This is a genomic window from Paenibacillus sp. FSL K6-2862 (genome assembly GCF_038005125.1).
In the GTDB taxonomy this organism is placed as follows: Bacteria; Bacillota; Bacilli; order Paenibacillales; family Paenibacillaceae; genus Paenibacillus; species Paenibacillus illinoisensis_A.
On the sequence record NZ_JBBOSN010000001.1, the window covers coordinates 4,021,854 to 4,047,375 of the forward strand.

23 protein-coding genes are annotated in these 25,522 nt (G+C 44.2%); 7 read left to right on the plus strand and 16 right to left on the minus strand.

Annotated elements, in window-relative coordinates:
• Positions 1 to 57: 57 nt before the first annotated feature.
• Together MHB82_RS18000 and MHB82_RS18005 are read left to right on the plus strand one after the other, a co-directional pair.
• A complete protein-coding gene (locus tag MHB82_RS18000; protein WP_341175501.1) occupies positions 58 to 795 on the plus strand; it encodes a PucR family transcriptional regulator ligand-binding domain-containing protein in 738 nt (245 codons plus the stop codon).
• Positions 786 to 1,625, plus strand: coding sequence for a PucR family transcriptional regulator (locus tag MHB82_RS18005; protein ID WP_341175502.1), 840 nt, complete (start codon positions 786 to 788; stop codon positions 1,623 to 1,625). Before MHB82_RS18000 ends, MHB82_RS18005 begins: the two co-directional genes overlap by 10 nt.
• Before the next feature lie 440 nt (positions 1,626 to 2,065).
• Here MHB82_RS18005 and MHB82_RS18010 read toward each other — a convergent pair whose 3' ends face one another.
• The 4 genes from MHB82_RS18010 to MHB82_RS18025 form a co-directional block, all read right to left on the minus strand.
• The gene (locus MHB82_RS18010; RefSeq protein ID WP_341175503.1) at positions 2,066 to 2,821 is read right to left on the minus strand and encodes a class I SAM-dependent methyltransferase; all 756 of its coding nucleotides are present in this window, start codon (positions 2,819 to 2,821) and stop codon (positions 2,066 to 2,068) included.
• Between the two features lie 183 nt (positions 2,822 to 3,004).
• Complete coding sequence (locus MHB82_RS18015) at positions 3,005 to 5,056, minus strand: serine hydrolase domain-containing protein (RefSeq protein ID WP_341175504.1); 2,052 nt, start codon at positions 5,054 to 5,056, stop codon at positions 3,005 to 3,007.
• A 113-nt stretch (positions 5,057 to 5,169) separates the two neighbouring features.
• Entirely contained in the window at positions 5,170 to 6,468 is a 1,299-nt protein-coding gene (locus MHB82_RS18020; protein ID WP_341175505.1) for a GHKL domain-containing protein, read from the minus strand.
• A gap of 1 nt (position 6,469) precedes the next feature.
• A complete protein-coding gene (locus MHB82_RS18025; protein ID WP_341175506.1) occupies positions 6,470 to 7,210 on the minus strand; it encodes a LytR/AlgR family response regulator transcription factor in 741 nt (246 codons plus the stop codon).
• 296 nt (positions 7,211 to 7,506) lie between these two features.
• Between MHB82_RS18025 and MHB82_RS18030 the strand changes: the two genes are divergently transcribed.
• A complete protein-coding gene (locus MHB82_RS18030; protein WP_341175507.1) occupies positions 7,507 to 8,010 on the plus strand; it encodes a hypothetical protein in 504 nt (167 codons plus the stop codon).
• Between the two features lie 114 nt (positions 8,011 to 8,124).
• Here MHB82_RS18030 and MHB82_RS18035 read toward each other — a convergent pair whose 3' ends face one another.
• Both MHB82_RS18035 and MHB82_RS18040 read right to left on the minus strand, forming a co-directional pair.
• A complete protein-coding gene (locus MHB82_RS18035) occupies positions 8,125 to 9,201 on the minus strand; it encodes an ABC transporter substrate-binding protein (protein WP_341175508.1) in 1,077 nt (358 codons plus the stop codon).
• A gap of 247 nt (positions 9,202 to 9,448) precedes the next feature.
• Positions 9,449 to 10,606 (minus strand): DUF2264 domain-containing protein, encoded by a 1,158-nt coding sequence (locus tag MHB82_RS18040; protein ID WP_341175509.1) that lies wholly within the window; start codon positions 10,604 to 10,606, stop codon positions 9,449 to 9,451.
• A 113-nt stretch (positions 10,607 to 10,719) separates the two neighbouring features.
• Between MHB82_RS18040 and MHB82_RS18045 the strand changes: the two genes are divergently transcribed.
• The gene (locus MHB82_RS18045; RefSeq protein ID WP_341175510.1) at positions 10,720 to 11,505 is read left to right on the plus strand and encodes a helix-turn-helix domain-containing protein; all 786 of its coding nucleotides are present in this window, start codon (positions 10,720 to 10,722) and stop codon (positions 11,503 to 11,505) included.
• Between the two features lie 137 nt (positions 11,506 to 11,642).
• Here the strand turns inward: MHB82_RS18045 and MHB82_RS18050 are convergent, their stop codons facing one another.
• The 4 genes from MHB82_RS18050 to MHB82_RS18065 all read right to left on the minus strand — a co-directional run bounded on the left by MHB82_RS18050 (position 11,643) and on the right by MHB82_RS18065 (position 13,295).
• On the minus strand, positions 11,643 to 12,182 hold the full coding sequence (locus MHB82_RS18050) for a GNAT family N-acetyltransferase (protein WP_341175511.1): 540 nt from the start codon (positions 12,180 to 12,182) through the stop codon (positions 11,643 to 11,645).
• Positions 12,183 to 12,389: 207 nt separating this feature from the next.
• Positions 12,390 to 12,803: a cupin domain-containing protein gene (locus MHB82_RS18055; RefSeq protein WP_341175512.1), complete on the minus strand. Its 414-nt coding sequence runs from the start codon at positions 12,801 to 12,803 to the stop codon at positions 12,390 to 12,392.
• A gap of 29 nt (positions 12,804 to 12,832) precedes the next feature.
• Positions 12,833 to 13,051 (minus strand): carboxymuconolactone decarboxylase family protein, encoded by a 219-nt coding sequence (locus MHB82_RS18060; protein ID WP_341176661.1) that lies wholly within the window; start codon positions 13,049 to 13,051, stop codon positions 12,833 to 12,835.
• A 25-nt stretch (positions 13,052 to 13,076) separates the two neighbouring features.
• Positions 13,077 to 13,295, minus strand: a complete 219-nt coding sequence (locus tag MHB82_RS18065) for a carboxymuconolactone decarboxylase family protein (RefSeq protein WP_341175513.1) — start codon at positions 13,293 to 13,295, stop codon at positions 13,077 to 13,079.
• A gap of 208 nt (positions 13,296 to 13,503) precedes the next feature.
• Between MHB82_RS18065 and MHB82_RS18070 the strand changes: the two genes are divergently transcribed.
• A complete protein-coding gene (locus MHB82_RS18070) occupies positions 13,504 to 14,055 on the plus strand; it encodes a TetR/AcrR family transcriptional regulator (RefSeq protein ID WP_341175514.1) in 552 nt (183 codons plus the stop codon).
• A gap of 301 nt (positions 14,056 to 14,356) precedes the next feature.
• On the opposite strand, the gene MHB82_RS18075 is transcribed toward MHB82_RS18070, so the two are convergent.
• Together MHB82_RS18075 and MHB82_RS18080 are read right to left on the minus strand one after the other, a co-directional pair.
• On the minus strand, positions 14,357 to 14,590 hold the full coding sequence (locus MHB82_RS18075) for a hypothetical protein (protein ID WP_341175515.1): 234 nt from the start codon (positions 14,588 to 14,590) through the stop codon (positions 14,357 to 14,359).
• 32 nt (positions 14,591 to 14,622) lie between these two features.
• Positions 14,623 to 15,111: an NUDIX hydrolase gene (locus MHB82_RS18080; protein WP_153978954.1), complete on the minus strand. Its 489-nt coding sequence runs from the start codon at positions 15,109 to 15,111 to the stop codon at positions 14,623 to 14,625.
• Between the two features lie 194 nt (positions 15,112 to 15,305).
• Between MHB82_RS18080 and MHB82_RS18085 the strand changes: the two genes are divergently transcribed.
• Entirely contained in the window at positions 15,306 to 16,247 is a 942-nt protein-coding gene (locus MHB82_RS18085) for a DMT family transporter (RefSeq protein WP_341175516.1), read from the plus strand.
• A gap of 98 nt (positions 16,248 to 16,345) precedes the next feature.
• On the opposite strand, the gene MHB82_RS18090 is transcribed toward MHB82_RS18085, so the two are convergent.
• The 4 genes from MHB82_RS18090 to pdxS form a co-directional block, all read right to left on the minus strand.
• The gene (locus tag MHB82_RS18090; protein ID WP_341175517.1) at positions 16,346 to 18,616 is read right to left on the minus strand and encodes a beta-glucosidase; all 2,271 of its coding nucleotides are present in this window, start codon (positions 18,614 to 18,616) and stop codon (positions 16,346 to 16,348) included.
• Positions 18,617 to 18,634: 18 nt separating this feature from the next.
• A complete protein-coding gene (locus MHB82_RS18095) occupies positions 18,635 to 19,867 on the minus strand; it encodes a PTS sugar transporter subunit IIC (RefSeq protein ID WP_341175518.1) in 1,233 nt (410 codons plus the stop codon).
• 201 nt (positions 19,868 to 20,068) lie between these two features.
• The gene (locus MHB82_RS18100) at positions 20,069 to 22,516 is read right to left on the minus strand and encodes a GH39 family glycosyl hydrolase (protein ID WP_341175519.1); all 2,448 of its coding nucleotides are present in this window, start codon (positions 22,514 to 22,516) and stop codon (positions 20,069 to 20,071) included.
• A gap of 278 nt (positions 22,517 to 22,794) precedes the next feature.
• Positions 22,795 to 23,679, minus strand: a complete 885-nt coding sequence (gene pdxS, locus MHB82_RS18105) for a pyridoxal 5'-phosphate synthase lyase subunit PdxS (protein ID WP_212676968.1) — start codon at positions 23,677 to 23,679, stop codon at positions 22,795 to 22,797.
• A gap of 243 nt (positions 23,680 to 23,922) precedes the next feature.
• On the opposite strand from pdxS, the gene pdxR reads away from it, so the two are divergent.
• A complete protein-coding gene (gene pdxR, locus MHB82_RS18110; RefSeq protein ID WP_341175520.1) occupies positions 23,923 to 25,365 on the plus strand; it encodes a MocR-like pyridoxine biosynthesis transcription factor PdxR in 1,443 nt (480 codons plus the stop codon).
• The last annotated feature ends 157 nt before the right edge of the window (positions 25,366 to 25,522 follow it).

Sequence of the window (25,522 nt, forward strand, 5' to 3'; positions counted from 1 at the left end):
CTTAATGTTATATTACTTAACAAAAGTTTAACTTGTTCCAGAAAGGGATGGGTCGATGTGCTGCTGATAGATTTGCTCAATAACGGCATTTATGATGATGCCAGAGTGATTACTGGGCACAAGGGTCTTACGCGCGAGGTTCAAACCGTTAACATTATGGACTGTCCAGATATCATACGGTTTTTGAGGCCAAACGAGCTCTTGCTGACCAACGGCTATTTCATGAAACAGCAACCTGAAGTGTTCATTCACCTGATCAGGGACATGCAGCGGCTTCGCTGCTCCGGTTTGGCCATCAAAACCAAGCGTTTTGAACTTCCGATCCCTGATGAAATATTACATGAAGCCAACCGTATCGAATTTCCTATCATTGAAATTTCCGATGTATGTCTATCCCTTGGTGAGATTTTGCAACGATCGACCAGTGTTATTCTGAACAATAAGAGCGACGAACTCCAATATGCACTTAGCATTCACAAAAAATTCTCCGAAATGATTATGCGCGGCAAAGGAATTTCAGGCATTATCCAGTCCTTGTCCAAACTGCTCTCATCCCCAGTCATCCTGTTAAACAACAAATGGAAAACCATTGCTTCCACCAATCAAAATGCAAATATTACTGAGCTTACTGCAGCTGCAGTTAGTGCACTTCACGGATTGTCCGACACCTCCAGCCCGACTTCATTGTGCTTAATCGACTCATCCCTTCGGGAACGCAGCTGCATGCTAGTATATCCGGTAAAAACGTATCGTCACGAAGGCTATTTGTTATCTACGTCATTGGAATGGAGCTAACCAAATCCCAAGCAGTCAAGGAACGTTCCCGCAGGCACAAAAACGAGTTTTTTTCCGATTTGATCGAGGGTTATATCACTTTCGAGCAGGAAGCGCTGAACCGCGGCAAGAGATACGGGCTTAGAAAGGGTTATTCATGTGTCGTGCTGGCTATTCGTAATGATGAGGCGGCGGCACTAAAGGGAGGCAACTTGACTGAACAAGAGGAGCAATACGAGCACATCAAACGTCATTTCGGTACGCTTGAGCATCCTTTTACCATGTTTACCAAACATGATACCTACTGCATTTTGCTATCCATCCCGGACTCAGGCTGGGACGAGGCGAAGCTCACCGAGCATCTCACTGGAATGCTTAAACACCTCCATCAGGAGAATGGAATGAGCATGTCGGTTGGCATCGGCAAACCTGCAATGAATGTGCTCGGCGTTCGCCATTCTTACACAGAAGCAGTCAATGCGCTGCAATTCGGCTATCGTTTTAAACGCAAACAATTTGTCCAATCCTACCAAGCCAAGGATATCGGATATTTATTCCATATGCTTCCCCAAGACGAGCTAAAACAATTTTACGAATCGACTCTAGATGGATTATTGCAAATCGCCGACGAATCCGAAAGAAAAGAACTGCTTCGTACCTTGAACGCATTTTACGAAACACAATGCCAGTTTGTCGAAACATCCAAACAGCTCTTCGTGCATCGGAATACGGTGGTGTACAGATTGGAAAAGTGTGAAAGACTCCTGGATGTGAAACTCAAAGATCCCGCAGAAAGTCTACGAATTCGTATAGCGCTAGCGATCGAACCTTTATTGCTGCAGAAAGATTAAGAGACACATCTTCATGAAGGCTTGTTTCGTCAAACATCCTATGCGATGCATCCCGCTGTTCTTCCGATATCTCACTACAAAAACAGCCGTTCTCAGGGTCTCTGTGATCGGCTGCAGATTATTTTTTAAATGAACGCTATCATCTACATGTAAGATATATACTCATCGCCGAAGCCCGAAAACAGAAGCTGCCGTAAGAAGGAGACCAATTGCTAACAGCCATGCCCATGAGTCATAAGTAAACATTTGAACAAGTTCCCATACGTTTGAAGGGCCCGAATGAGATCCATCACGATATGGAAAATTAAAAAATAGAGGAATAGCTGCAGTGATAATAAAAATCGCTCCAAGCACAAGTAAGGAATGTATTGCCATTTTTCTGCTCATGGACCACACCTCTAATTTCAGTTTTGTCAGTTCTTATGAACACACCGACCTGATCACACTTCTCCCCAGAATATCTCCGTTTCATAATCAAAAAGAACAGTACCCTCCCGTTTATTTCGATCAAATATATTCTGAAGCTCAGTCATCATCGGAGTATAATTGGGATGCCCGGGCACAGGACTGTAGGAAGATGATTGCAATCTGCCTTTCAAGCCCTCGAAGTCGAACTCCTGACTCATCTGAAAGTTCGCTTTCTGCATCGTGCCTTCCCTGAAAAAGGAATGAAGCACAGACTCAGAAATGTTTTTATGATTCACTTTTTCATAATCGGTACCATACGCATGCAGCAGCTGATCGTATTCTACACGAAAGGAGTTACCGCTAGTAAGACGGGAATTCCAGATTAATACCACTTTACCTCCAGGCTGTAAAATCCGCCTAAACTCGGTCTGTGCTGCCAAGCGGTCAAACCAGTGAAACGCCTGTGCGCACACAATAAATTCCACCGAACGATCAGGTAACCCTGTAGATTCTGCAGAGCCTGATATCGTCTGAAAGTTCGGTTCATTCTCTAGCATCTGCTCGGCGGCTGCGCGCATGGCCTGATTCGGCTCCACGGCTGTAACATAGCTTCCACGTTCCAGAAGCAATTTCGAGAAGATCCCTGTACCTGCACCGATATCTGCGATCTTACTGTTCGAATGCAAACCAACGGAGTTGTATAGATAATCAATGGCCTCTTTGGGATAACTCGGGCGGTAGTTCGTATAGGAATCAACCCGGTTTGAAAACCGTTCTTCATTTTTCATCTGTCAGCAGGTCTCCTTTGAATTAGACTATCCAAAACAAAACACCATTTCACTACTTTCTCTCTTTATTTCAGAAAACCTTCCTGTTTATTCCATTATTTGTCCCATAAAAAATAACAGACCTCGGGCAGCCTGTGCTCGTGATCTGTTATCTCTACTAAACTCGTTTGATGTGGACTGTGTTTACTTTAAATGGATCTTGAAGACATCTCCAGCTTCACCACCAAAAACGATAAAGCCAGCTTTGGGAAGCTCAATGGATTGTTGATCGGTGGCAACGGAAAAGTGAACCACTTCGCCCTGCTCATTATATACAGCGTAACCGCCGCCTTCCGGCGAATCTACCGTCAATGATTTGTTCGCAGAACGAGAATCGATAGCATACCAGCGGGCTTGACCGCTCGCCGGGATGGTGGCCTTTCCTGTCTTACCGCCAAAGATTGGTGTAATCGCATCCTCTGCAATATATTCCTGTCCGTCCTGAATCAAAATCTCAGCATTATTCTTGGTGTAAAATTGCAGATCGAAAGCATCTCTACCGTTCATCACGGGAATCTCTGCAACATTCACTGCATGGTCTGAATCTACAATTTGAGTGCCGTTTGCATAACCACTCTCCGTATCAACGCTCAGATTTTTGATTAGCATCGAAGGAAGCAGATAAAAAATCGATGTGATTTTTTCATCTAACGCGTAATATTTGGAGCCGCTGCGATCTGTCCATCTCTTTTCTGTGGCTGTGTTCAAAGGGTTGGGATCCAATTTTTGATAATCATACGTGTTCATCACCGTTTGACCTAGACCCGGCAATGATATCACTGCCTGCACCTTAACATACACTTTCCCGTTTTGTTCCTTCACGAAACTGGCCTTCACACTTCCATCCGTACTTGTGAATTGCCCCTCTCCAGTGTAGACATACGTCTGCTCTGGAATGATTCCGCCCTGCAAAGCTGGCAGAGTGATTTCGTCGTTCTTGACCTGAATATCCAGTGTTGTACCTACTGTACCGTATAGACCCGAATACGCATTGAGCTCCGTAGGCATCTTTACTTTTACGGGTGGGGAGAATGTCTGATCTTCCTTGATTTCCTCGATGACACCCTGATCCTCCAATACCTCCAGCAGTACTTTGCTCGCAAACATCTGATTGTAGATGGAGGACCCACCTGAGGACAGAACGGCCATTGAAATATCATGTTCAGGTATAGTAATTAGTGATGCATGATACATCATGGTGTCTCCGCCTTTGGCAAGTGCAGTAATGCCATAATCGCTAAATGGAGCAAGATCCACAGCATCCCATCCCAGGCCGTAATTGAACGTATTCCGCTCATCCGAGACCCATATTCCTTGTCGATATTCATGATTTTGCATGGACTTGACCGAGGATTCGGACAAAATGTCCGGTCTGTTACCCATCAATACTTCAGCAAATTCGGTCAATTCTTCGGATGTGGAGTATATTCCACCTGTACCGAGAATGTTCGCATTTTCAACTGGCATTTTGGTTTCAATCGTGGGCCAATACGCTTCAGATAATTGATCTCTATCGAATGAATCCTGCGGTGTTTTGGTTGATTCCAGCTGTAATGGATTGCTGATAAACTTGGCGACATAATCGCTGTAGCTTAAACCACTCACGCGTTCAACCAGGATCTCAAGCAATTGAAAGCCATCGTTACAATAAACGGAATATGAACCAGGTTTCGATTTTAACTTTTCGGTTTTGAGTTTGAGCAATAGTTCATCGTGGTTGCGCATATCATTGTCGTCAAACAGCATGCTGTTCCCGTAATGTGAACCGTAGAGACCAGATGAATGATTCATCAGCATCCGCGGGGTAATTTGGGTGTACCTGGCATCCGCCATCTCAAAGTCCTGAATATAGGTAGTAAGAGGCTCATCCAGATCTACTTTCCCGGAATCCACCAGCATCATGGTGGCTGCGGTGACAACCATCTTGCTCACCGAGCCAATGCCGTACATGCTTTCCCTGGTGACTGGTGTCTGCGATGCTTTGTCGTGAAAGCCAGTACTGCCCGACAATATGATTTCCCCTTGATCCCTAATGGCATATTGCAGACTTGTGACTCCATAATTTTGCACCAGATTTGTGGCCATTTGTTCTACCTGCTTTTCAATTGAAGTGCTCTTATTCGCCTCTGCCTTGACGTCTGTCATCGGAGCAATCACAAGCACAGCTGTAAATAACACACTGAACAGTTTCTTCATCCTCAGCTTCCTCCCTCAGTACTTTCGATAAGATGAATTCATCATATCTGGGAAGAGACACTCTGAACGTGAACAAACCCTGAATGGAAAAAAACAATCCCTGAACGGCATGTTCAGAGACTGTTGACTTCAAAGGGCAGCACAACCATGTTATTGAATGTCCGCTGATGATGTTCAATCGTCATATGCCCACCGTACTTTTCGCACATCCTTGATATATTCGTAAGGCCAATTCCGTGAAACTCCGGATTGGGCTTCTCACTCTTCATATGGGTTAGTGATTGCTCTGCATGATTCAGCACCTGGATGACAATCGCAGATGCAGTAGAATGAATGGCGATCAGGATATATCTGTCTTCAGCCTGTCTGACTTTTTTGGAAGCCTCGACTGCATTATCCAGCATATTCCCAAGTACAACACAGAGATCATAACGATCGATATGAACCTGTTGAGAATGAAGCTGAATGCGGGCGTCAATCTTGATTCCGTTTGCCTGTCCTACGGAAATGGTATTGGTGACAAGCGCATCGATCACGAGATTGCCGGAGTTTACCCGCTGGTACACGCCTTCAATCTTATTCAAGGTAAGCTTTATATGATCAGAAGCCGCTTCATGTTTGTTTTGCTTGATACATTCTTCAATGTACAAAAATTGCTGATGAATATCATGGATGATGCCTTTCACATTTTTGAAACTGTGCACTGTCTTCTCGTAGTTGGCATCCTGATAATCCATCTGACGCTGCAGCTGGGCATTCTCATTCGCAAGCTGAACCTTCTCCACCATATTATCGAATACATAGACAATGAACACATTGAGAAACAGCGAGCCCATCACGGAAATGATATAAAAGATGTTTTTCTCACTGTAGTTCGAAGCCACATTAATCTGATATAACGTAATGATCGGTACAATGAGAAATAAAAGATAATACCGATAGTGCAGGGCGAAACTTCTGCGTTTGGCAATAAGACGAACGACCTGAATGACAATAAACATGAGACTGCAGCCAAGCAGCATCACCTTGTAGAACACCCCATGATAACCCTCGTTGAAGTGATCCCATGTGGTGTAATCCGTAGCGTCCCAGACACTCATAATATATACAGCAATATAATTCACCATGGTGACCAGTACGGCATATAGGACCGTGAAAACCAGTTTTAGCTTCAACTCCACGTCATAGGATTGAGCCAAACTGAAGATAAATATTAACACAACCAACGACGAGATGACCGAAGGCAATGTAGAGGCCAAATAGAAAAAACATAAGACAATAAACAAGGCAAAATAGACCACTCTGTGCGGCTTTTGCCTGGATTTGCCGAGTACCGAATTGAAATAAAAATTCACCTGGAATGCCATAAGCAGCGTAACGACGATGACGGATAAGATTGTAAATGGTTCCATATCATTGAATCCTCATAATCATATATTTGGTGTAGGCATCCTTGACTTCCTTGACTTTGGAACGACCGATGGGCAATTCAGCACCATTTAACATGACGACCTGGGAGCCGCTAAACTTCTGGACATGCATCAGGTTAATGATAATTGAGCGATGAATTTGCAAGAAACCATGATCCTTCAAAGCATCCGCATAATTCGAAATAATGCCTTTACTTTCATGCGTGCTTTCGGTGGTCACAAAATTCAGTTTGTTTTTGATTGTTAGACTTTTGATCACTTCAATCCAGAGAATGTCATCGTATTTCAAAAGCAATTCTTCATAAGCTGATTTTATTAATACAAACTTTTTGTCCATTGATCTCAAGTACTGACATAGTTTAATCATTTTCTCCTCGAAGATATGTGTCTGGATCGGTTTGATCAGATATTGAAAAGTAACCACATCGAAGCTCTCTACCATATACTCCGGATAGCTGGTAAGAAACATGATTTGCACATCCAGAAATTTCAACATTCTGATTTCTTTGGCCGCCTGTATGCCGTTCATCCCGTTCATCTCCACATCCATAATGAGAATATGGAAGGTATCCCCAACCGTTTTGTAATAAGAAACTAACTCTTCACCGGATGCAAATAAGGTAACTTGGAAATCAATATTCGTTTTCAGAGATAAGGAGATCAGCATCGCTTTCACGAGCTCTCTTTGTTTCTCCTCATCATCACAAATGGCAACATTAAACATGATTGTACATCCGCCCTTCATTTGACGACAATTCTGAGTTTCACTCTCAAATATACTACTTTATCATAATTTTCAGGGGGAAATTGGATAAAACGCATGTTTCAAACCCTAAACTGCATGGAGAAGGTTGGATCGGGTAAAATTCCTGATTTATCGAACCACTATTGCTTGCTATCCGTGTCATTGATCAACTTCGAGAAACGTTCTTTATATATGTAATAAATAGGCTAGATTATGCACCATCCCAGCTGGTAGTACGTAATAGAAGTAACTACTCAGATATCGAGGTGGTTCAAATGAAGGCTGTAATGCGGTTAATGTTCCTATGTATGATTCCTCTGTTCTTGTCTGGCTGCTTACAAAACTCGGAAAGTAATCAACCGATAAATACTTCAGATCTGGAGCCCCCGGTTAATATTTCAGTTGAAGAAGCGGAAGCTAAGATTCCGTTTGAAATCAAACAACCGTCAGTTCCTTTCCATGTTACTCAACAATCAGCAAGGATTTTAGATACCAATGGAGAATTTGATGCAATTGAAATCACGTATGCAAACAGCGATGAAGGAATAAATCTCATCATAATGATTACAAACTCACAGATTGATACACCTCCGACTGGGAAGAAAGGTTTGAAATTAACTAACGGTTCGCAAACATGGGACCAAGGAAACGAACATGTGAGTGCCATCTATTGGAGAAACGAGGGTCTAACTTACTCTCTTATTTCAGGAAAAAACAACAATCTTGAACCGTTATACGATTACCAAACCTTAATTGATATAGCAAATACATTAAATTGAATTTGAAAACTAATCGTACTCATAATGAGAAAAGGAGCCAACTCCTAAAGTTGGCTCCTACTTGAATGTGAAGATATAATATCGTAACACATGAATTATATAAATTAGGTTATATTACAACCCCATATCATCAGCAAGCTTCTCAACACCTGTGAAGATGGAATCTCCGTAACCCCAGAAATTATTGAAATCAATAACATAGATCTTCTTGTTTTTCACTGCGTTAATACTTTGCACCTGCTTGTTAGCAAGCAACTTGTCAATCGTTTCTTGCGGATCGATACCGCCAGCATATTTGGAAATGATCATCACATCCGGATTGATCTCGATGAGCTTCTCCAGACTGAGTGTGCCTGTTTCATTGATCAACATATTATGTACATTGATTAATGACATTGCACTTTCGATAAACGAATCTCCATTCCCGTTGTAAACCGCAATGGTTCCATCACCATTATCAGAGAAGGACGCATAATTGATTGTTTCAGCGCTAGCACGAGCCTTCAATGCTTCTTCGCGTACTTTAAGTTCCTCAATATAGGCCGCCGCGTTAGCTTGTACATTAAAGATCTCGCCTAGCTCGGTGATATCCTTATACAGACTATCCAACGAAGCATCAGTAACACTCGTGCTCTGCACAAACGTTTTGATACCCATATCGTTCAAGCTGTTGACTGTACCCACACCCCAGTCGGCATCCTCAAACAGCCCGCCACGTCCCATAATCAGGTCAGGTGAAGCGCCAATGGTCACTTCCTTACCAACATATCCTTCGGCCAGAACAGGGATTTTCTTAAACTCCTCAGCAATATCTTCAGGCACACTACCAAACAATGCAGCTACACCCACGAGCTTGTCCGTCAATCCAAGGCGAATCATCAGCTCGGCTGCACCTTGTGTATTGGCAACAACGCGTTCAGGTGCCTTGTCGAAGGTTTGTTCCTTAGCGACCCAGGTACCGTTCTCTGTTGTATAATTCGACACGGTTACCGGGTAAGTTGTTTCAGATGCAGCTGAAGCATCAGCATTGGTCTGCTCCCCATCTGCTGCTGCATTCGTGGCGCTGCTCTCCGTAGCTTGCTGTGAGCTGCTCTTGGCATTATCGCTGCCACCACTTGAACATGCAGCCAGCACCAGAATCATTGCAGTAATCAAACAAAGAAACATCCCTTTTTTTACGGAAACCAACATGTAAATAACCTCTCCCTTTTCCATTCTCGTCTGTCTTTTTGACCATTATGTAAAATAACTATTGTCAGTATACAGTAAATGTCGGAGTGTGTAAATGAGAACAATAATCAATATCATTCTCATTCAGTTGAGAACAAAAAAAGCCGCTTTACAGCGACTCTCCATGCACTTCTATTCTTATCTCTCTATGACATCCGTTCAAGAGGCTGCACGAACAATGGAACAATATGATTACCAAAAACGTTCCTCAACCCCCTGTAAAACGTCGATCATGGTAGGCTTTATCCAAATTGACCTCTCCTCCGGACCATACCTTCTGTGAAGTCCACTCGGCCTCTCCCTGCCAGAAATCAGCCTCAGGCGAGAGTCCTAACGCAAGGAATACGGTCGTACACAGATACAAACTGCCCGTTGATATGTAAGCTTCACCGATTTCCGGCTGACTTCCGGCGAATCCAATTCGCAGCCATCCGGCATCGTCAAACGTGCCTGGCATCTGAATCTGCCGCTGGATCACAGCCGTAAGGGCGCAGCGAACTTGAGCTGGCTCCACTTCTACCGGGAGTTCCTCTCTGAGTGCCATGAGAGATAAATGCTGAAATGCTCCGAAACGGTAGGCAAGTGAACGCCCAATAGGCGGAAAGGTGCCTTCTGGTGAAATCAGGCGTTCCAGGATGGCTGCATAGCGAGTAGCTCTGTCCAACACCCTGATCCTAATCGCCTTCCAATCGTCGAATTGATCTCCTAACGCTTCTAATGTATCCACGAGCATGGGTTGAATCACAAAGCTGTTATAGTAATCCCAATGAAAGTCAGGCCCGTCACCATATGCTCCATCACCCATGTACCATTGTTCATGCTGCCTCACCGCATAATCCACTCGCATGCGATCCCAAGTTTCTACGCCCATACGGGCAAGGGCCGCTTCAATGATCGCACTAAACAACAACCAGTTGCTGAATACAGGGCGTATAATCCGTGTGGCGAGCAGGGCTGATTTCAGATGATCTTTAGCTTTCTCGTCTAGCAGTTCATACAGTTCATGCGGAGCCCGAAGCACCGCATTCGCAAGAAAAGCTGCATCAACAACAGGCTGGCCGCCTTGCGTGAAATTCATAAAATCGGGCGAAGCTGGATCTGTCGCCACTCCGATTGCACGTCTGGCCAGATCTGCCATCCTGGCTCGAATCTCCCCCTCCTCATCTGAACGAGGGCCATGTTCAAGCCATGGTGCAATCCCGGCCAAAGTCCGTCCCAAAGCTTCCAAATAAGCGTAGTCGGAACGATCTCCCCCCTGTGATTCGACAGGCATATCGATAACAAGTCTGCTTTCTGCTAAGGCATCGAGTACAGGATGTGCTATGCGAACCAACGTATCGACCCAATACTTTCTGTCAACCGACACTTATTTTGCCTCCTCTGAATAATCATTTTCAGAAAATTATAGAAGGTTGTTTAGACCTGAACAATAAACTATAATCATCAAAAACTGACCTATTGTGCTGAGGAGGATAAAGCATGCTTACGTTACTTTCTTGCGGATATCGTACCATTCACCATGAAGGGATTGTGAGAAACCGGCCAAGTGGTTCAGGAAATTACACCTTTGTGTTTTTTAACAGCAGAGCAGAAGTAAGATTGCATGACAACACAAGCACGGTGGAGAAGAATACCTTCATTTTGTTTCAACCTCAAACGCCTCATTATTACCGTGAGGTGGAGAGTCCATTTATTAATGATTGGTTTCACTGTAACGGCAGCGATTTCCACGAATTTCTCATAAGTATTCAATTTCCTGTGGACACACTTATTGAAGCTTCAGATCCCTTGTTGATTTCCAGAAGCATCGTGGAACTTCAGAAGTGTCACAGACTGGATGGAAAGCTGCGTGAGCGTATTATCGATTGCGACCTTCGGTCTTTCTTCATGAAATTGAGTGACTTGCGAGCAAGAACTGCTCCCCACCAACTTAGCCGTTATTACATGCAATTTACAGAACTGCGCAACGATATCTATCGCTCTCCTCAGCAAAACGTAACCGTAACAGAACAAGCTTCACGATTAAATATGAGTAAATCCTACTTTCAACACATCTATAAAGAGCTATTTGGTTGTTCCGTAATGACGGATATGATTCATGCCCGGCTTGACCATGCCAAATATCTTTTGGATCACAGTGAGCTCTCCGTTAATCAGATTGCGTACGCATGTGGATATGAGAATGACACCCATTTTATGAGACAGTTCAAGAAATTTGTGGGTGTTTCGCCAAGGAAATACAGATTCAGAATTGATTCCAGTTGAGATGTGTTCGTTTGCTCTTCAACTCGTTCTATAAAATTGCAAAAAACCGTTATTCTAGTTTACGAATTAACGGTTTAATGGGCTATGCTTTGGTTATACACTTTCCTTATGTACGATATCCATGTGCGAACGCAATTCTAGTAAAGGTAGCCTAGCAAGTCCAGCTCCCCTTCATCCCAACTCATCTCACTTACTTCCTTAATCATGATTTCGCTTATCGGCTCGTGACCTATTCCGTTCGTCATTTGTAATTCATCATTAATCTTCAACCACTTTACTCGATTTTCAACTCTTTTATATCCGTGCTTTAGATACAAAGCCATGTTATCTGCAAACAGAAGATGAAAGTCTATATTCCTACCGATGGAGAATGCATCAATTTCCTTAAGCAGCTTGGAACCCAGCCCTTGAGAACGCTCGTTTTGTAAGACGCACAAATCAATCACACCAAGGACTCTAATGCGTTTACCATTTAGATTCATCACCCTGTAATCCAAACCCACTTGTCCTACGAGTTCATTCTCATCGTTATAAGCCAAGAATCTAAACTGCGGTACTTGCTTGAAGTAAACTCGATCCACCGGATAAACTTCAGGAAAGCTTTTGATTAATAACGCTTGTATTTTCTCGCTAAGCTCCACACCAATTTCGTATTCAAATACCTGATCTATTCTCAAATGATTCCTCCTAAACGAAGATTTTGATTTAAACCTTTATCCATTGCCTTTCTACCCTGGTTCGCTAAAACCCTTTTATATTAGCACAATAGATTTCTATATGATTTCATTTAATCACTTAATCTTAGTATGTAGAAAGCAAAAAACACCCTTACGGGTGTCTCTTTCGTTCACTCTAAAACTTTTAGTTCATGAGAATCTGGTGGTTCACTTCGTCGTACTATCGTAAACTGCTTCCGTGACAGGTTCTAGCCATTCAGGTGTACCTGCAGTAATCGCTATATGTTCAAACCAGCTGTCTTTTGCGGCACCATGCCAGTGTTTTACACCATCATGCGTAACAATAACATCGCCGGCTTTCAGGAATTGGGCAGGTTTGCCTTCCTCCTGATACCACCCTTCTCCACCGGTAACTAATAATATCTGGAATCCGTCACGGTGAATGTGCCAGTTGTTTCGGCATTCAGGCTCAAAGGTCACGTTCCCTACGCCAACATTCACTTTCGGATCTGCAACCAGAGCTTGAAGATAGCTTTGTCCCACAAAATATTGTGCATAAGCTTCATTCTTCTCTCCTACCGGAAATATAACGCCATTCTTTACCTCTTCATGTTTTGTCATATCTGATTTCTCCAATCTGTTGATTATAATTATTTCTCTTCATTTTCCGGAATCACTTCATTGATGCAAGCAAGTGCATTTAGTGTTCTTGGAAAACCCATAAAAGGCAGACAATGTGTGATCGCCGCAATCAGTGTTTCCTTGTCATTTCCCACATTAATATTTCCCTGTACGTGTGCCTTAACTTGGCCTTCGGCTCCTCCCAATGCACTGACCATAGCCAGTGTTAACAATTCCCGGATTTCCAGCTCAAGTCCGTCACGGGTATAGAAATCACCGAACCTTAAGCTGAGGTAACGTCTGGTTGACTGTGAGGATTACCAAGGTCAGCAGTTCCCGCTGAATTTCAGTCAGCGTACCTTGATAGAACACTTCTCCAAAGATAAAACGGCTTAAGATGTCCTGAAATTCAGGATCTGTTGAATAGGCAGAGGGCACGCTCTCACCAAATAGTTCTTGGTATTTTTCCTTGCTCTTTTCGATTCGATCCAAGTGCTTCGCCTCCCTGTAGGCTTCTATTCTATTATTTCTGTGAAGGAAACATAAATGCTGGAGATAATACATATTGATGCGTTACCGCACATGTGTATAATATAAAGGGAAAGTAATGCAGCTTCAATAAACAAACCGTCTTCATTCGTGCGCTATTGCACAAATTTGAAATAATGTGCGACTACCCTTTGGAAAGGAGCGAAGCCTCATGTCCAAATTAAAATTGGATCGAAGAGTGCAAAAATCTCAAGATGCAATTAAGAATGCATTCACTCAACTGATGTCTGAGAAAAATCTGGATCACATTACGATTCAGGACATTTCGCATCGGGCAAACGTCGGTCGTAGAACGATCTATGATCATTACATGGATAAATTTGATTTGCTCGACAAACTTATTGAAGAACACATTAACGAGCTACGCAGAATATGCGAAGCCGCATCTGACTTAAGTTTTGCAGAGGGAAATCTCCTCTGGTTTGAATACTTTGAACATCATCTTCCCTTCTTTTCAGCCATGTTATCAAGCAAGGGCGCCTCTGTATTTCGTCATCATTTTCTTGCATTTGTTATTGAAGAATTAGAGGGCGAAGTGAATATAATCGAAGGAATAAATCAGGGATTAAGCAAGGAGATCATTCTTAATTTCTTTGGAGCGGCAATCGTGGAGATCGTCGAAGCGTGGCTTACCAATGGAATTTCGGAGTCAACTCAAGTTATTGCAGAACAAGTAGGGGTTTTGTTGGATCGGAATTTCTAGGAACGAGTTACAGAATGAGATATCACAGCAGAAGGAGCATTGAGCCATGATTTTTATTACCAAAAAATTGATGAATCGGCTAACTCAATCTTATAGAGAACCTGACATGTACATATGTTATTGCACGCCGCAGAGCTGGTCAGCGAAGACAAGCCGGGCTATATTGCTCATCAATGAGGATAAAATAATCATCCTCTTCCTCAATTTTTTCTCGACTAAAGTCGTACATACCATTGAATTCCAAACAGCAGAATTACAGGATCAAAAATATCATTCTGGAACTTTATTGTCTGCAACATGGTCATTCCACGTTCAAGGCCAGCGATGGAAATTCATGATTCCCAGGAAAATCCTTACACTGGGCTCGATGCAGAGCGACTTTTTGAATTTTATGAAACTGCGTATCTATCATTAATATTGAAATCATCACTTCGATCTCCCGCCGAATGAATAAGAGCAGTCGATCCAATGAATCGACTGCTCTCCTGTGTTCAATCAACAGCTGTTCAACCCATTGACGCTTGAGCATCTGCACATAACTTTATTAAACTGCAAGCACCCGTACAGCTAAACATGTCGATGAAGCTTGGTGTTACACTCCGATGTTGTCGCAGTGACATACTCCACGTAATTTACTGAACCTTGAAAATTCAGATACGCTTCATAACGCATGCGGATGGCAGGTAGTGTAATATAATCCAGCACCTGTTCCTTTGGAACCCACCTGCACTCGCTCGTTTCCTCAGATGCAGCTAATTCTCCACCTTCTAATTTGCATACAAAATCAAACATGACCTTTGTCGGAACATCCGTCACACCGTCATACCACTTATGTACTGCTGTATTCGAGACAACACTAATCAAATGACTAACACTGGCGTCTATCCCGCTTTCTTCCTTGATCTCACGGATCACGCCATCAATCAGGTTTTCTCCTACTTCAGTAATCCCGCCTGGGTACACCCAGCCATCATCATGGGCCTTTACTAACAGGATATTTCCATGTCCGTCTTCTACAATTCCGCCTGCCGATACAATATGCGTTGGAAAAACCATCTAATCACCCCCTCAACAGTAAATCTGTATATAAATTCCACATCCTTCATATAACTTCCTGCATAAACCACATATTCCTTTTCCCTGATGCTTAGTCCATTCAACTTTTTGATACAAGCTGCGGGAAATGTGATATGGTCTAGAATGTATTTGTTGCATAACAAACGCACTACTTGCTGAGGAGAAGATTACAAGTGAATGAGATTCAAGGAATTGAGAAACCACACAGATTAACCGATCCACTGGTTGTAACCCTAGTCGCAAGCCTATGCTGCTTGTTATGGGGAAGTGCTTTCCCATCTATTAAACTAGGGTATATCGCTTTTAACATCATGCCTGAAGATATTGGTTCCAAATTTGTATTTGCAGGGTATCGATTTATACTTGCAGGATTGCTGCTCCTGACCCTGTACCGCTTGATTCGAAAACGGAAGTTTGCTCTATCTGGACAGCAATGGACCAGCCTCACTATGCTGGGAGTCATGCAAACAGGCCTGCAGTATATGTTTTTTTACATAGGTGTATCCAATACGACTGGTGTTAAAGGCTCCATTGTGAACGCAACAGCAACCTTTTTCAGTGTGGTGCTAGCCCATTTCCTGTATCAAAATGACAAGCTAAGCAGTAAAAAAGTTATTGGCTGCGTGCTGGGATTTATCGGTGTCATTATTGTCAATTTCAATACCGATCTACTTTCATTTTCCGTTTCGTTTACAGGTGAAGGCTTCGTCATTGCAGCTGCATTCATATTTTCCATTACGGCCATCTACGCGAAGCATTTAACCTCTTCCATGGATGTATTGGTTGTCACGGGTTTCAGCCTGTTTGTCGGCGGATTGACGCTGGCTATGCTGGGTCTGCTGCTGGGCGGACAGGTAACACATTTCACCCTGGAATCCACCAGTAACTTAGTTTATTTGGTACTCCTGTCATCCGCAGCATTTTGTTTATGGAATATGCTTCTTAAATACAACAAAGTAGGAAAAGTGTCTGTATACAACTTCCTTATCCCCGTGTTTGGCTCATTGCTATCTGCTGTATTTTTGGGCGAAAGCATTATGGAACTGAAGAATCTGGTTGCCCTCCTGTTCGTGTCGCTCGGCATTTACATCGTGAATCGAGCAAGCTCTGCATAGCATCCGGCTGTTTGTAAACAATCTGTCCCGTAACGATAGAAAAACCAAGTTCATCTCCTCTTTACGGGATCGAACTTGGTTTTTCTTTACCTTATCTATTAATTTCGTGCCTGGTTAACCCTGGCAATAAGTTCATGAATAACATCATCAGGTGAACGCTCATTCATCCATTGTTGACCGAACATTTGAAATACTTTGATCATAGGGAAGTCTTCCCAAAATCCCACAAATTCCTCGTTGAGATATACCTTATCTGTAACATGCTCGTTCATGTCATTCAGACATTTTTCCAATTCCGCTTTCGCTGCCGGATCACTCATCCATTCGCTCAGAAGGCTGAATTTGTGAAACGTAATCTCTTCTTTCCCGAAGTCACAATGGAGACGTTCCGTGATTCGGATGTCTTTGGACGAGCTGCCCAGCGAAATTTGGAAGTATCCAGTCTCTGCCACCCAGCGGTTATACTTGGTGTTATAGTACGAAAAATCTCTCTCTTCCAGATCAAAGGTAATCTTGCGTTTCTCACCGGGCTCCAGTTCGATTTTGACAAAGGCTTTTAACTCTTTCTCCGGACGAGTCCATGTGCACTCTTCATCGTGTACGTACAATTGAACGACTTCTTTCCCTTTGCGCTTACCTGTATTTTTTAACTGGAAAGAAACGGTGACGCCGGTGTTCGTCTGAGCCACTTCCAGATCCGAATACGAGAACGATGTATAGGACAATCCGTGCCCAAACGGGAATTGAGGAGCCAGTTCTTTCCGGTCATAGTATCGATATCCTACAAAAAGACCTTCACGATAATACAGCTTGCCATTCTCTCCGCGAATCCGCATATGGGACGGGTTGTCCGATAGCTTCACAGGGAAGGTCTCCGACAGCTTACCCGATGGATTCGTGTGTCCGAATAATACATCTGCAACCACTTTACCCATGCCTTGCCCCGACAACCACGAGTGAATCACACCAGGTACATGCTGTACCCATGGACGCATCGCGAGTGCGGTGCCGCTGCTGGTTACGACAATGCACTTGGGCTGAACCGCGGCTACCGCCATAATCAATTTCACTTGATGCTCGGGAAGGTCAATGCCTTGCAGATCATGCATCTCCGATTCGGCATATTCCGGTTGGCCAACAAACAGTACAGCAACATCAGAATTCTTGGCTAATGTGACGCTCTCCTGAATTAACTCATCGTGAATGGAGTCATCCTCCGGGTATCCTTCTGAATATCCCATCGTAATATTCTCGCCGGCCAGATTCTTTATCTCGTCCCACGGAATGTCTACTCTTGTCGGCGTTACCTTCGCACTGCCTGCCCCCTGAATTCGAGGCTTCTTGGCAAACCGCCCAATCACGGCAATGGACCCCAATGATTCCGGCTGCAGCGGAAGAATCGCGTTCTCATTTTTCAGAAGCACAATACTTTCGGCTGCCGCTTTGCGAGCAAGTGCATGGTAATCCGCATCTTCAGAAGTCTCCTCGCCTTTGTTGCCCGTTACCCGCTCGACCAGCTTCAAAATGCGACCCACGCTTCGATCCAATTGTTCTTCGGAAAGGCTTCCGTTCTGAATCGCCTCAATGATGGCTTTGGCATTGTAATGAGCAGGACCTGGCATCTCCAGATCAAGTCCAGCCTTCAGTCCGCGTATGCGATCATTGACAGCTGTCCAGTCGGATAGAACAACGCCTTCATAACCCCACTCTTCTCTCAAAATGTCATGCAGCAAATGCTCGTTCTCACTCGTGTACGTTCCATTCAATAAGTTATAAGAACACATAACCGTCCAAGGATCGGATTTCTTAATAATTCGTTCGAAGGCGCTCAGGTAAATTTCGCGCAGTGTCCGCTCGTCGATTTCCGAACTGGTCACCATTTTCTCAAACTCCTGGTTGTTTCCCGCAAAGTGTTTAACAGAAGCACCTACACCTTCGCTTTGAATCCCATTAATGAATGCTGCTCCAAGTTCACCCGTCAAGCACGGGTCTTCCGAATAGTATTCGAAATTTCTACCGCCAAGCGGTGTCCTTTTCATATTGACACCCGGTCCAAGCAGCAGCTCTACATCCATGGCTTTCGATTCGCGTCCTAGAGCCACACCGACCTCATGCAGCAATTCCGTGTTCCACGAAGAACCGATGGCCGAACCCGTAGGGTAACAGGTTGCAGGTACATTTTCCGTTGTGATGCCCATTTCTTCATCGCTGTTCGTTTTACGGATGCCGTTTGTTCCATCGTACATATGAACTGGCGGAATGTTCAACCGCTCGATACCCTTCGTCATCCACATATTCAATCCCGCGCAGAGTGAAGCTTTCTCGGCCAGAGTCATTGCCGACAACAATTCATTAATCGATTTATCCATAGTACTCACCCTTTTTATTTAATTTTGTTTCTGTTCTTTCTTCAGTTCCTGTGCATCATACAGTTTGAAAAACGGAAACCATACCACAAATACAATCAGCAGGACCACCGCCAGCAAAATAAGACCATTAAATCCAGACATAATGTAGGTGGACAAGCCGATCGGCGTGTACCATAGCTGGAAGATCTGGCTCGGGATCCGCACCCAACCCCAGTCGAGAGCCAAGTACACAATCACCGGAGTGATAAGCGCGTTGATCCACATGGGCACCATAAGCAGCGGATTAAAGGCAATCGGTGCTCCGTACACGACAGGTTCATTGATGTTGAACAAGGACGGAATGATGGTCGCTTTGCCGACAGATTTCAGTTTTTTCGATCGTGCCATCAGGAACCAGACCACTAACGGCAAGGTCGCTCCCATCCCCCCAATACCAAGCCATCCAGAGAAGAAGGTTTCAAATGTGTTGATATTGACCGGATCTTGTCCAGCTGCAACAAGAGAAGCATTCTGTTCAATTGCAGGTATCCAGATTGCGTACCAGATCGGTGTCATCACCCATGGGCTCACGCCGAAGGAATAGAGGACTACGCCGATAAAATTAAATAATAAAAATCCGGTTAAACTTTGTCCCACAGCATTGATCGGCTCAAATATGTTTACAATCAGTCCAAAAATATCAAAATGAAGCTGATATACGAGAACCCATCCTGTGGTTAATACCAGAGCGATCGGTACGAGAAAGTCGAACCAGTCCATAATGAATTCGGGAAGTGAGGACCCCTTTTTGAAGAACGAAAATTTGTTGCACAGGATCATCACAAGCGCAACGAATACTCCCACCAAGAGTGCTGTGATCATTCCCGAAGGTCCAAATCGTTCAAGGATGAACTGAATGGTACCATCTTCGTTTATTGTCGGATTAAGCAGCATAGCGAACAGGGATACCCCCGTCATTCCCGCCAGCAGTTTGATTTTGTGCCGCTCCTTTTTTTCCATCACCACATAAGGCGTCAGGAAAGCAATAAACAACCCAAGCAAACCGAAACTGAACGTCGTGATCGGTGTCAGGTCCGGCATTCCCGGAATAAAGTCCTGCAAAATTGAAATCAATGTAATAATCGAACCGATGAAAATCATCGGAATGGCGACCATAATGGCTTCTTGAATCGAAGAAACCCAAATATTATTCGTAAACGCCTCCAATCTTGGCGCAAACGAATCTGTCATCCATTTCATGAACCGCTTCATCCAAACTCCCCCTGTCTTCCTCTTAGCTGCTACAACCATAGTATATCGATTCGTGTGAACGCTTTCTTGTTGGAACTTGCCACTTGATGGTTCGTTTTTTGTCCATTTCTAGTCCTACGTTCTAGCTTGCCTGCCTGTACAAGAAATAAACAACAAAAAACATCCCTCCATTACCGAAAGGATGCCTTAAGGATACTTTTTTTAATATTGTCTATTTAAAATGAGCAGCACCACGCCATGTGGCGGGAGCAAAATCTCTCTACGCCAACACTCATCTCTAATGATCTCTGTCCTCATGAAGGGTCCGCTTCTGTTGTTTAGATAAGAGATCTCTTCTTCCGTTAAGGCGTATGGCGATCCCATGCGTGTCCACTCATCAAATACGGAGCCATGATCCCGATCGAGTTGATAACTGGTGCATTTATAAGGTCCTGGGAGCTTGTTAAGCGTAAGTTCAAAAGCTTTGCTGCCCTTCTCCTCAAATACGTCATAACGGGTTGAACAGGATAATTCGGACCAATCTCCACTCGCAAACAGCTGATCTACATGCACATAATGATAGAACAGAAATTGCATGCTTCCGTCACTTTTTCGCGTTCCGACATAACCGTCTCCCTTGATTAGCAGCTCATCACCCAGCTTCTGCATAAGCTCAAATGCATAATAGCTAGGTTTCTTCAGACCATCGCGATTGATCAGGCCAAAGCCTCCATAGAAAGGAGAAGTAGGAACGATACTTTCTTCGAATACATCGGTAAAAGACCAAAAAGCCATGGCTTTCACATCACCGAGTGTATTCATGGTGTGATAAATGACGAACGGAGCCATGAACATGGTATCGTGCAGCAAGTTACGGTCATACAGCGAAAAATTCCACTCGGTGACATGGAGTTCAACATGATCGTACGAAGACGCCTTCATTTTCTGCCGAAGAAGATCAATACTTTCCTTATAAAAAGATGGCGGCATGATTTGAGTTAATCGATCCTCTTCAACTTTTAGCTTGGGATACTCCGAATAGATATGGAACGAGAAAAAGTCGAGAGCAACTTCATGCTTCCTGCAGTATGACAGAAACTCCTCAGCCCAGGTGTCGTTCCAAAGAGATCCATAACCCATCGCTGGGCCCCCCACTTTCAGATCGGGCAATACCGTTTTGATAGCATGGGCGGTCAATTCGTAAAAAGCGAAATATTCTTCCTTGCTTCCTGCCCAACAAACGCCAGCCAGGTCAGGCTCGTTCCATACTTCGAAGTACCACTTCTTCACTTCTTCCGCCCCATAACGATTCAAACAGTGCCTGATGAATTCGCGAACAAGTGCCTGCCACTTGGCAGGGTCGGATGGCGGACTAATATTCCCCCTCCACCAAAACAACGTTTCCTTGGATCTCGCCAGCTGGCTCGGCATAAAGCTTAATTCCACGAATGGCCGAACTCCCTGAGCCAGCAGGAAATCATACAACTTGTCCACATAAGACCAGTTATAGACAGGAGCGCCTTGCTCCGTTTCACTGTACACCATCATCTCATCATTAAATATGCCGTGAAATCGAATGTACTGAAAAGGGACTTTGCCTTTCAAAGCAGACAGCTGATTCCGCCAATCTTCACGCAAACCTTCGATGGCTCTCCCCGCCGTCATGGTGATATTCCAGTGCTTTTCGTAGACGAACGACGTCTGATCCGCACGAACCTCAATGCTGGTTTGGTCTGACAGATGCGCAGACGATACAGGCAGCATCTCCTGATTCGCGTTGCCCTTGGGATCCAGATATCGATACAGCGAGCCAATTGCGTTCAGCGTTTCCATCTCGTAATAATCTCCGCTAGAAGATTCCTCATACGTTTTGGGTTTGCGGTTCACATTCAACTCATGGGGCTCCGGTGTACGCGAAGCTTCACGGTAGGAACCGGGCGTGCAGCCGTACTTTTCCTTGAAGTATTTGTTAAACAGCTTGATGTTGGCGAATCCGCAATCCAGTGCGATTTCGGATATTTTTTTATCATTTGCTGCCAGCTGGGCCTGAGCTTTCTCCAGGCGAATGAGGGTCAGATACTTTTGGAAAGGTATCCCGATCTTGTCCGTAAAGAAGTGGGAAAAATAATGCAAGCTTAAATGCTCGGAATGTGCCATATCCTGCAGCGTAATCTTCTCATTATAGTGAATATCAATATATGTGAGGACCCTGTTCAGCCTTTTATAGTCATAATCCTTACTTCCTTCTTCCAACGTCGGATTCATTCCGTTTGAAAAATACCTCTGCAGGAAGCCGCATAACATCTGTAATCTGCCCATGGTGAAATTTTGATACCCCGGCGTTTTTTTGTTGATCTCCCACACCATCTGCGCAAGATGTTGTTTGATGCTATGCAGCCGGGGAACGTCCTGCTCTACGTTCAAGGCAGAGTTACAGGAGATAAACGCATTATCGTTCATCAACTCCGGACCAAACTGCAATGTTAATAACACGTTGTCCTGATTGGTTCGTTCCATCTTGTGCACGGACATGCTGTTTACCACAATCAGATCATCTTCATGCAATGTATACTGCTGCTGGTCCAGATACATGTTGATTGAGCCATGGAGAACATAGACAACCTCCACTTCCTTATGCCAATGGAAATCGATATGTTTTACTGAGTTCACGAAGAGTTTCATCGGCAGATCGTCGTGATGTTGAATAAACTCATATAGATAGCGAATGGTCTGCACCTTCCTTCATACCGCTTATTATAGACACAGCATTTTGAAGATATCAATGTGCAGGTCAGTTTCACGTCCGTTACATTCATTGTCTGTCTTTTTTGGAGCCACCCTACATTGTTCTTTAAGAATAACAAAAAAGCCGATCAATTATACTCCATTGATCGGCCTTTTTTCCTAACTATTCAGACTACCTACTTCATATCGAAGTCCCTTATTTCTTACCAACCGCGATCGGACATGCGCTCATCCGCAGACAATTTGGAAATCTCGATCCCTTTCATTGGTGCACCCAGGTTTTTGGACACTTCAGCAATCAGTTTGTAATCCGTGTAATGTGTTGTCGCTTCAACAATGGCACGAGCGAACTTCTCAGGGCTATCCGATTTGAAAATACCGGATCCAACGAATACGCCGTCTGCGCCCAAATGCATCATAAGTGCTGCATCTGCCGGAGTAGCTACCCCACCTGCAGCAAAGTTAACAACTGGAAGCTTGCCATTCTCATGTACTTCGAGCAGAAGCTCATAAGATACACCCAGGTTTTTCGCTTCAGCATACAACTCGTCCTTGGACATGTTTTGGGCTTTGCGGATTTGGCTGTTAATCAGACGCATATGACGAACCGCTTCAACAATATTGCCTGTTCCCGGCTCACCTTTGGTACGAATCATCGATGCGCCTTCACCAATGCGGCGAAGAGCCTCTCCCAGATCTTTGGCTCCACATACAAATGGTACAGTGAACTCATGTTTATCAATATGGAATACTTCGTCTGCAGGTGTCAATACTTCACTCTCATCGAGATAGTCCACGCCCAGGGATTCAAGCACTTTGGCTTCGATGTAATGACCGATACGCGCTTTGGCCATCACCGGAATGGATACCACTTTCATAACCTCTTCAACGATCGTTGGATCTGCCATGCGAGCTACACCGCCGGCTGCGCGAATATCAGAAGGTACCCGCTCAAGAGCCATAACAGCTGTTGCCCCAGCCGCTTCCGCAATTTTAGCCTGTTCCGCATTCATGACGTCCATGATGACGCCACCTTTTTGCATTTCAGCCATTCCTCTTTTAACACGATCTGTACCTGTTTGCATGATTGTAATCCTCCCAGTTTAACTTTTGATTCATTTCAAAAAGGACATCTTATTTCAACAAAGTAAATGATCTATTTTTCGATGCCACTATTGTTTCCCCTTAAACTATGAATTAGTATAAAATGAGAATGGATACATAAAAAGATCCAATATCACCGGATTTTATTGTACCACTTTGAATGTGTTGAACCACTTTATACAACCATTGGAGGATCTATGCAATTTCATCTAGCGTACAGTTCATATTTGAACCGACAATATACCAAAATGAAGGCTCTCTATCATGCGGTTCGTGACGCTATTCATGATGGTAACCTCGTATACGGCGAAAAGTTACCTTCCACAAGGGAGTTAGCAGCGTCATATCACATTTCCCGGGGAACCGTGAACCAGGTCTATGATACGTTAACTGCCCAAGGTTACCTTCAGTCAGAGCACGGCAGAGGTACCTTTGTTGCTTATCAAGCGGATTTAAGCAATGAGGATTACCAGGTAAAATCCTGTACTCATCACTTGTCAGCTTGGGGAAACCGTATCCAGCAGCTTGAGCAGCAGACTGCCCAACAAACGGCACAAGCTCGTGATCACAGCAAAGAGAACAGCGAAGTGATCGACTTCAGCAAATATCAGCCCGATCTTTCCAAGTTCCCTTACGATGAATGGAATAATCGATTGTATGCAGAGATACGGCATCGTGAGGAGAACGTTATTCATGCTTCTGCCTCTGTTAGCTCAACAGGAGACCCGAAATTAAGAGAAGCCATTGCTGCCTACCTGCGGAGAATGCGGGGGATTCATGTAGATGCGGATCATATCGCCGTTACTGCAGGTTCCATGCAGGCTATAGCGCTGCTCACTCAGTTGCTCGCAGACCCTGGCGACCATGTTGTGACGGAAAGCCCTTGTTATGTCGGGATTTCTCAAGCCATTATGGCTGCAGGCGCCAAGTTGATTGAAGCGAGTCTCGATGGTCAGGGACTGGTTCCCCAAAACTGGGATGCACGTATGTTGTTTGTCACGCCGTCAAGGCAATTTCCAACAGGTGAAATGCTTAGTCTTGAACGCAGACAAACCCTGCTGGACTGGGCACATCGCCGGGATGCCATGATTGTCGAGGATGATTACGACAGTGAGTTCCGATACCGCGGAATGCATGTTGAACCTCTGAAAACACTCGATAAAGAAGGACGCGTCATTTACCTTGGAAGCTTCACCAAAACATTGCCTTTTGAAGTCCGGCTGGGTTATGTGGTCCTCCCTCCCACCTTGGCAGACACCTTTCGAAAGGCCCAGGCTTTATATGAGCCAAGACCTGTCAATCTAATTGAACAGCGGGCGCTCGCCGCATTTATGACAAGCGGTCAGTATGAGCGCCATCTGCGCAGGATGAATCGTCTGTACAGCCGCAAGTTCCATATGCTACTCAAATTATTGAATCAGCAGCTCTCTACATGGTTTGATTGGGTGGAAAATGAAGCGGGTCTGCACGTGTTCGGCTGGTGGCGAGGTACAACCTCAGCTTATGAAGCCTTTCGGTCATCCGCCAGATCGGAAGGGGTGCACTACTCGGAAGTCAGCAGCTCAACATCGGATGGCATAAAGGTTGGTATTTATTTATCATTTGCCCATTTGTCGGATGCACAAATACAGGAAGGCGTTGCGAGATTACAAAAAGCTGTAATGTTCTAGTCTTATCTTGAGGCAATTTGACTCTTTAATAGCAGTAAAAAAAATCCTCTCATGTGTGGCAGGAAGAACTCACGATTAGATGTGATTTCTGATTGATCCTGTCACCCCGAGGGGATTTTTATGATTAATGCCTGGGGAATGCTTAATGTATAATGTG

What these genes read in the sequence shown, in the direction of transcription:
- MHB82_RS18030 (WP_341175507.1), top strand. Translation starts at nt 7,507, where the DNA reads ATGAAGGCTGTAATGCGGTTAATGTTCCTATGTATGATTCCTCTGTTC.
- MHB82_RS18070 (WP_341175514.1), top strand. Translation starts at nt 13,504, where the DNA reads ATGTCCAAATTAAAATTGGATCGAAGAGTGCAAAAATCTCAAGATGCA.
- MHB82_RS18055 (WP_341175512.1), bottom strand. Translation starts at nt 12,803, where the DNA reads ATGACAAAACATGAAGAGGTAAAGAATGGCGTTATATTTCCGGTAGGA.
- MHB82_RS18090 (WP_341175517.1), bottom strand. Translation starts at nt 18,616, where the DNA reads ATGGATAAATCGATTAATGAATTGTTGTCGGCAATGACTCTGGCCGAG.
- MHB82_RS18035 (WP_341175508.1), bottom strand. Translation starts at nt 9,201, where the DNA reads ATGTTGGTTTCCGTAAAAAAAGGGATGTTTCTTTGTTTGATTACTGCA.
- MHB82_RS18080 (WP_153978954.1), bottom strand. Translation starts at nt 15,111, where the DNA reads ATGGTTTTTCCAACGCATATTGTATCGGCAGGCGGAATTGTAGAAGAC.
- MHB82_RS18015 (WP_341175504.1), bottom strand. Translation starts at nt 5,056, where the DNA reads ATGAAGAAACTGTTCAGTGTGTTATTTACAGCTGTGCTTGTGATTGCT.
- MHB82_RS18010 (WP_341175503.1), bottom strand. Translation starts at nt 2,821, where the DNA reads ATGAAAAATGAAGAACGGTTTTCAAACCGGGTTGATTCCTATACGAAC.
- MHB82_RS18020 (WP_341175505.1), bottom strand. Translation starts at nt 6,468, where the DNA reads ATGGAACCATTTACAATCTTATCCGTCATCGTCGTTACGCTGCTTATG.
- MHB82_RS18005 (WP_341175502.1), top strand. Translation starts at nt 786, where the DNA reads ATGGAGCTAACCAAATCCCAAGCAGTCAAGGAACGTTCCCGCAGGCAC.
- MHB82_RS18025 (WP_341175506.1), bottom strand. Translation starts at nt 7,210, where the DNA reads ATGTTTAATGTTGCCATTTGTGATGATGAGGAGAAACAAAGAGAGCTC.
- MHB82_RS18095 (WP_341175518.1), bottom strand. Translation starts at nt 19,867, where the DNA reads ATGAAGCGGTTCATGAAATGGATGACAGATTCGTTTGCGCCAAGATTG.
- MHB82_RS18045 (WP_341175510.1), top strand. Translation starts at nt 10,720, where the DNA reads ATGCTTACGTTACTTTCTTGCGGATATCGTACCATTCACCATGAAGGG.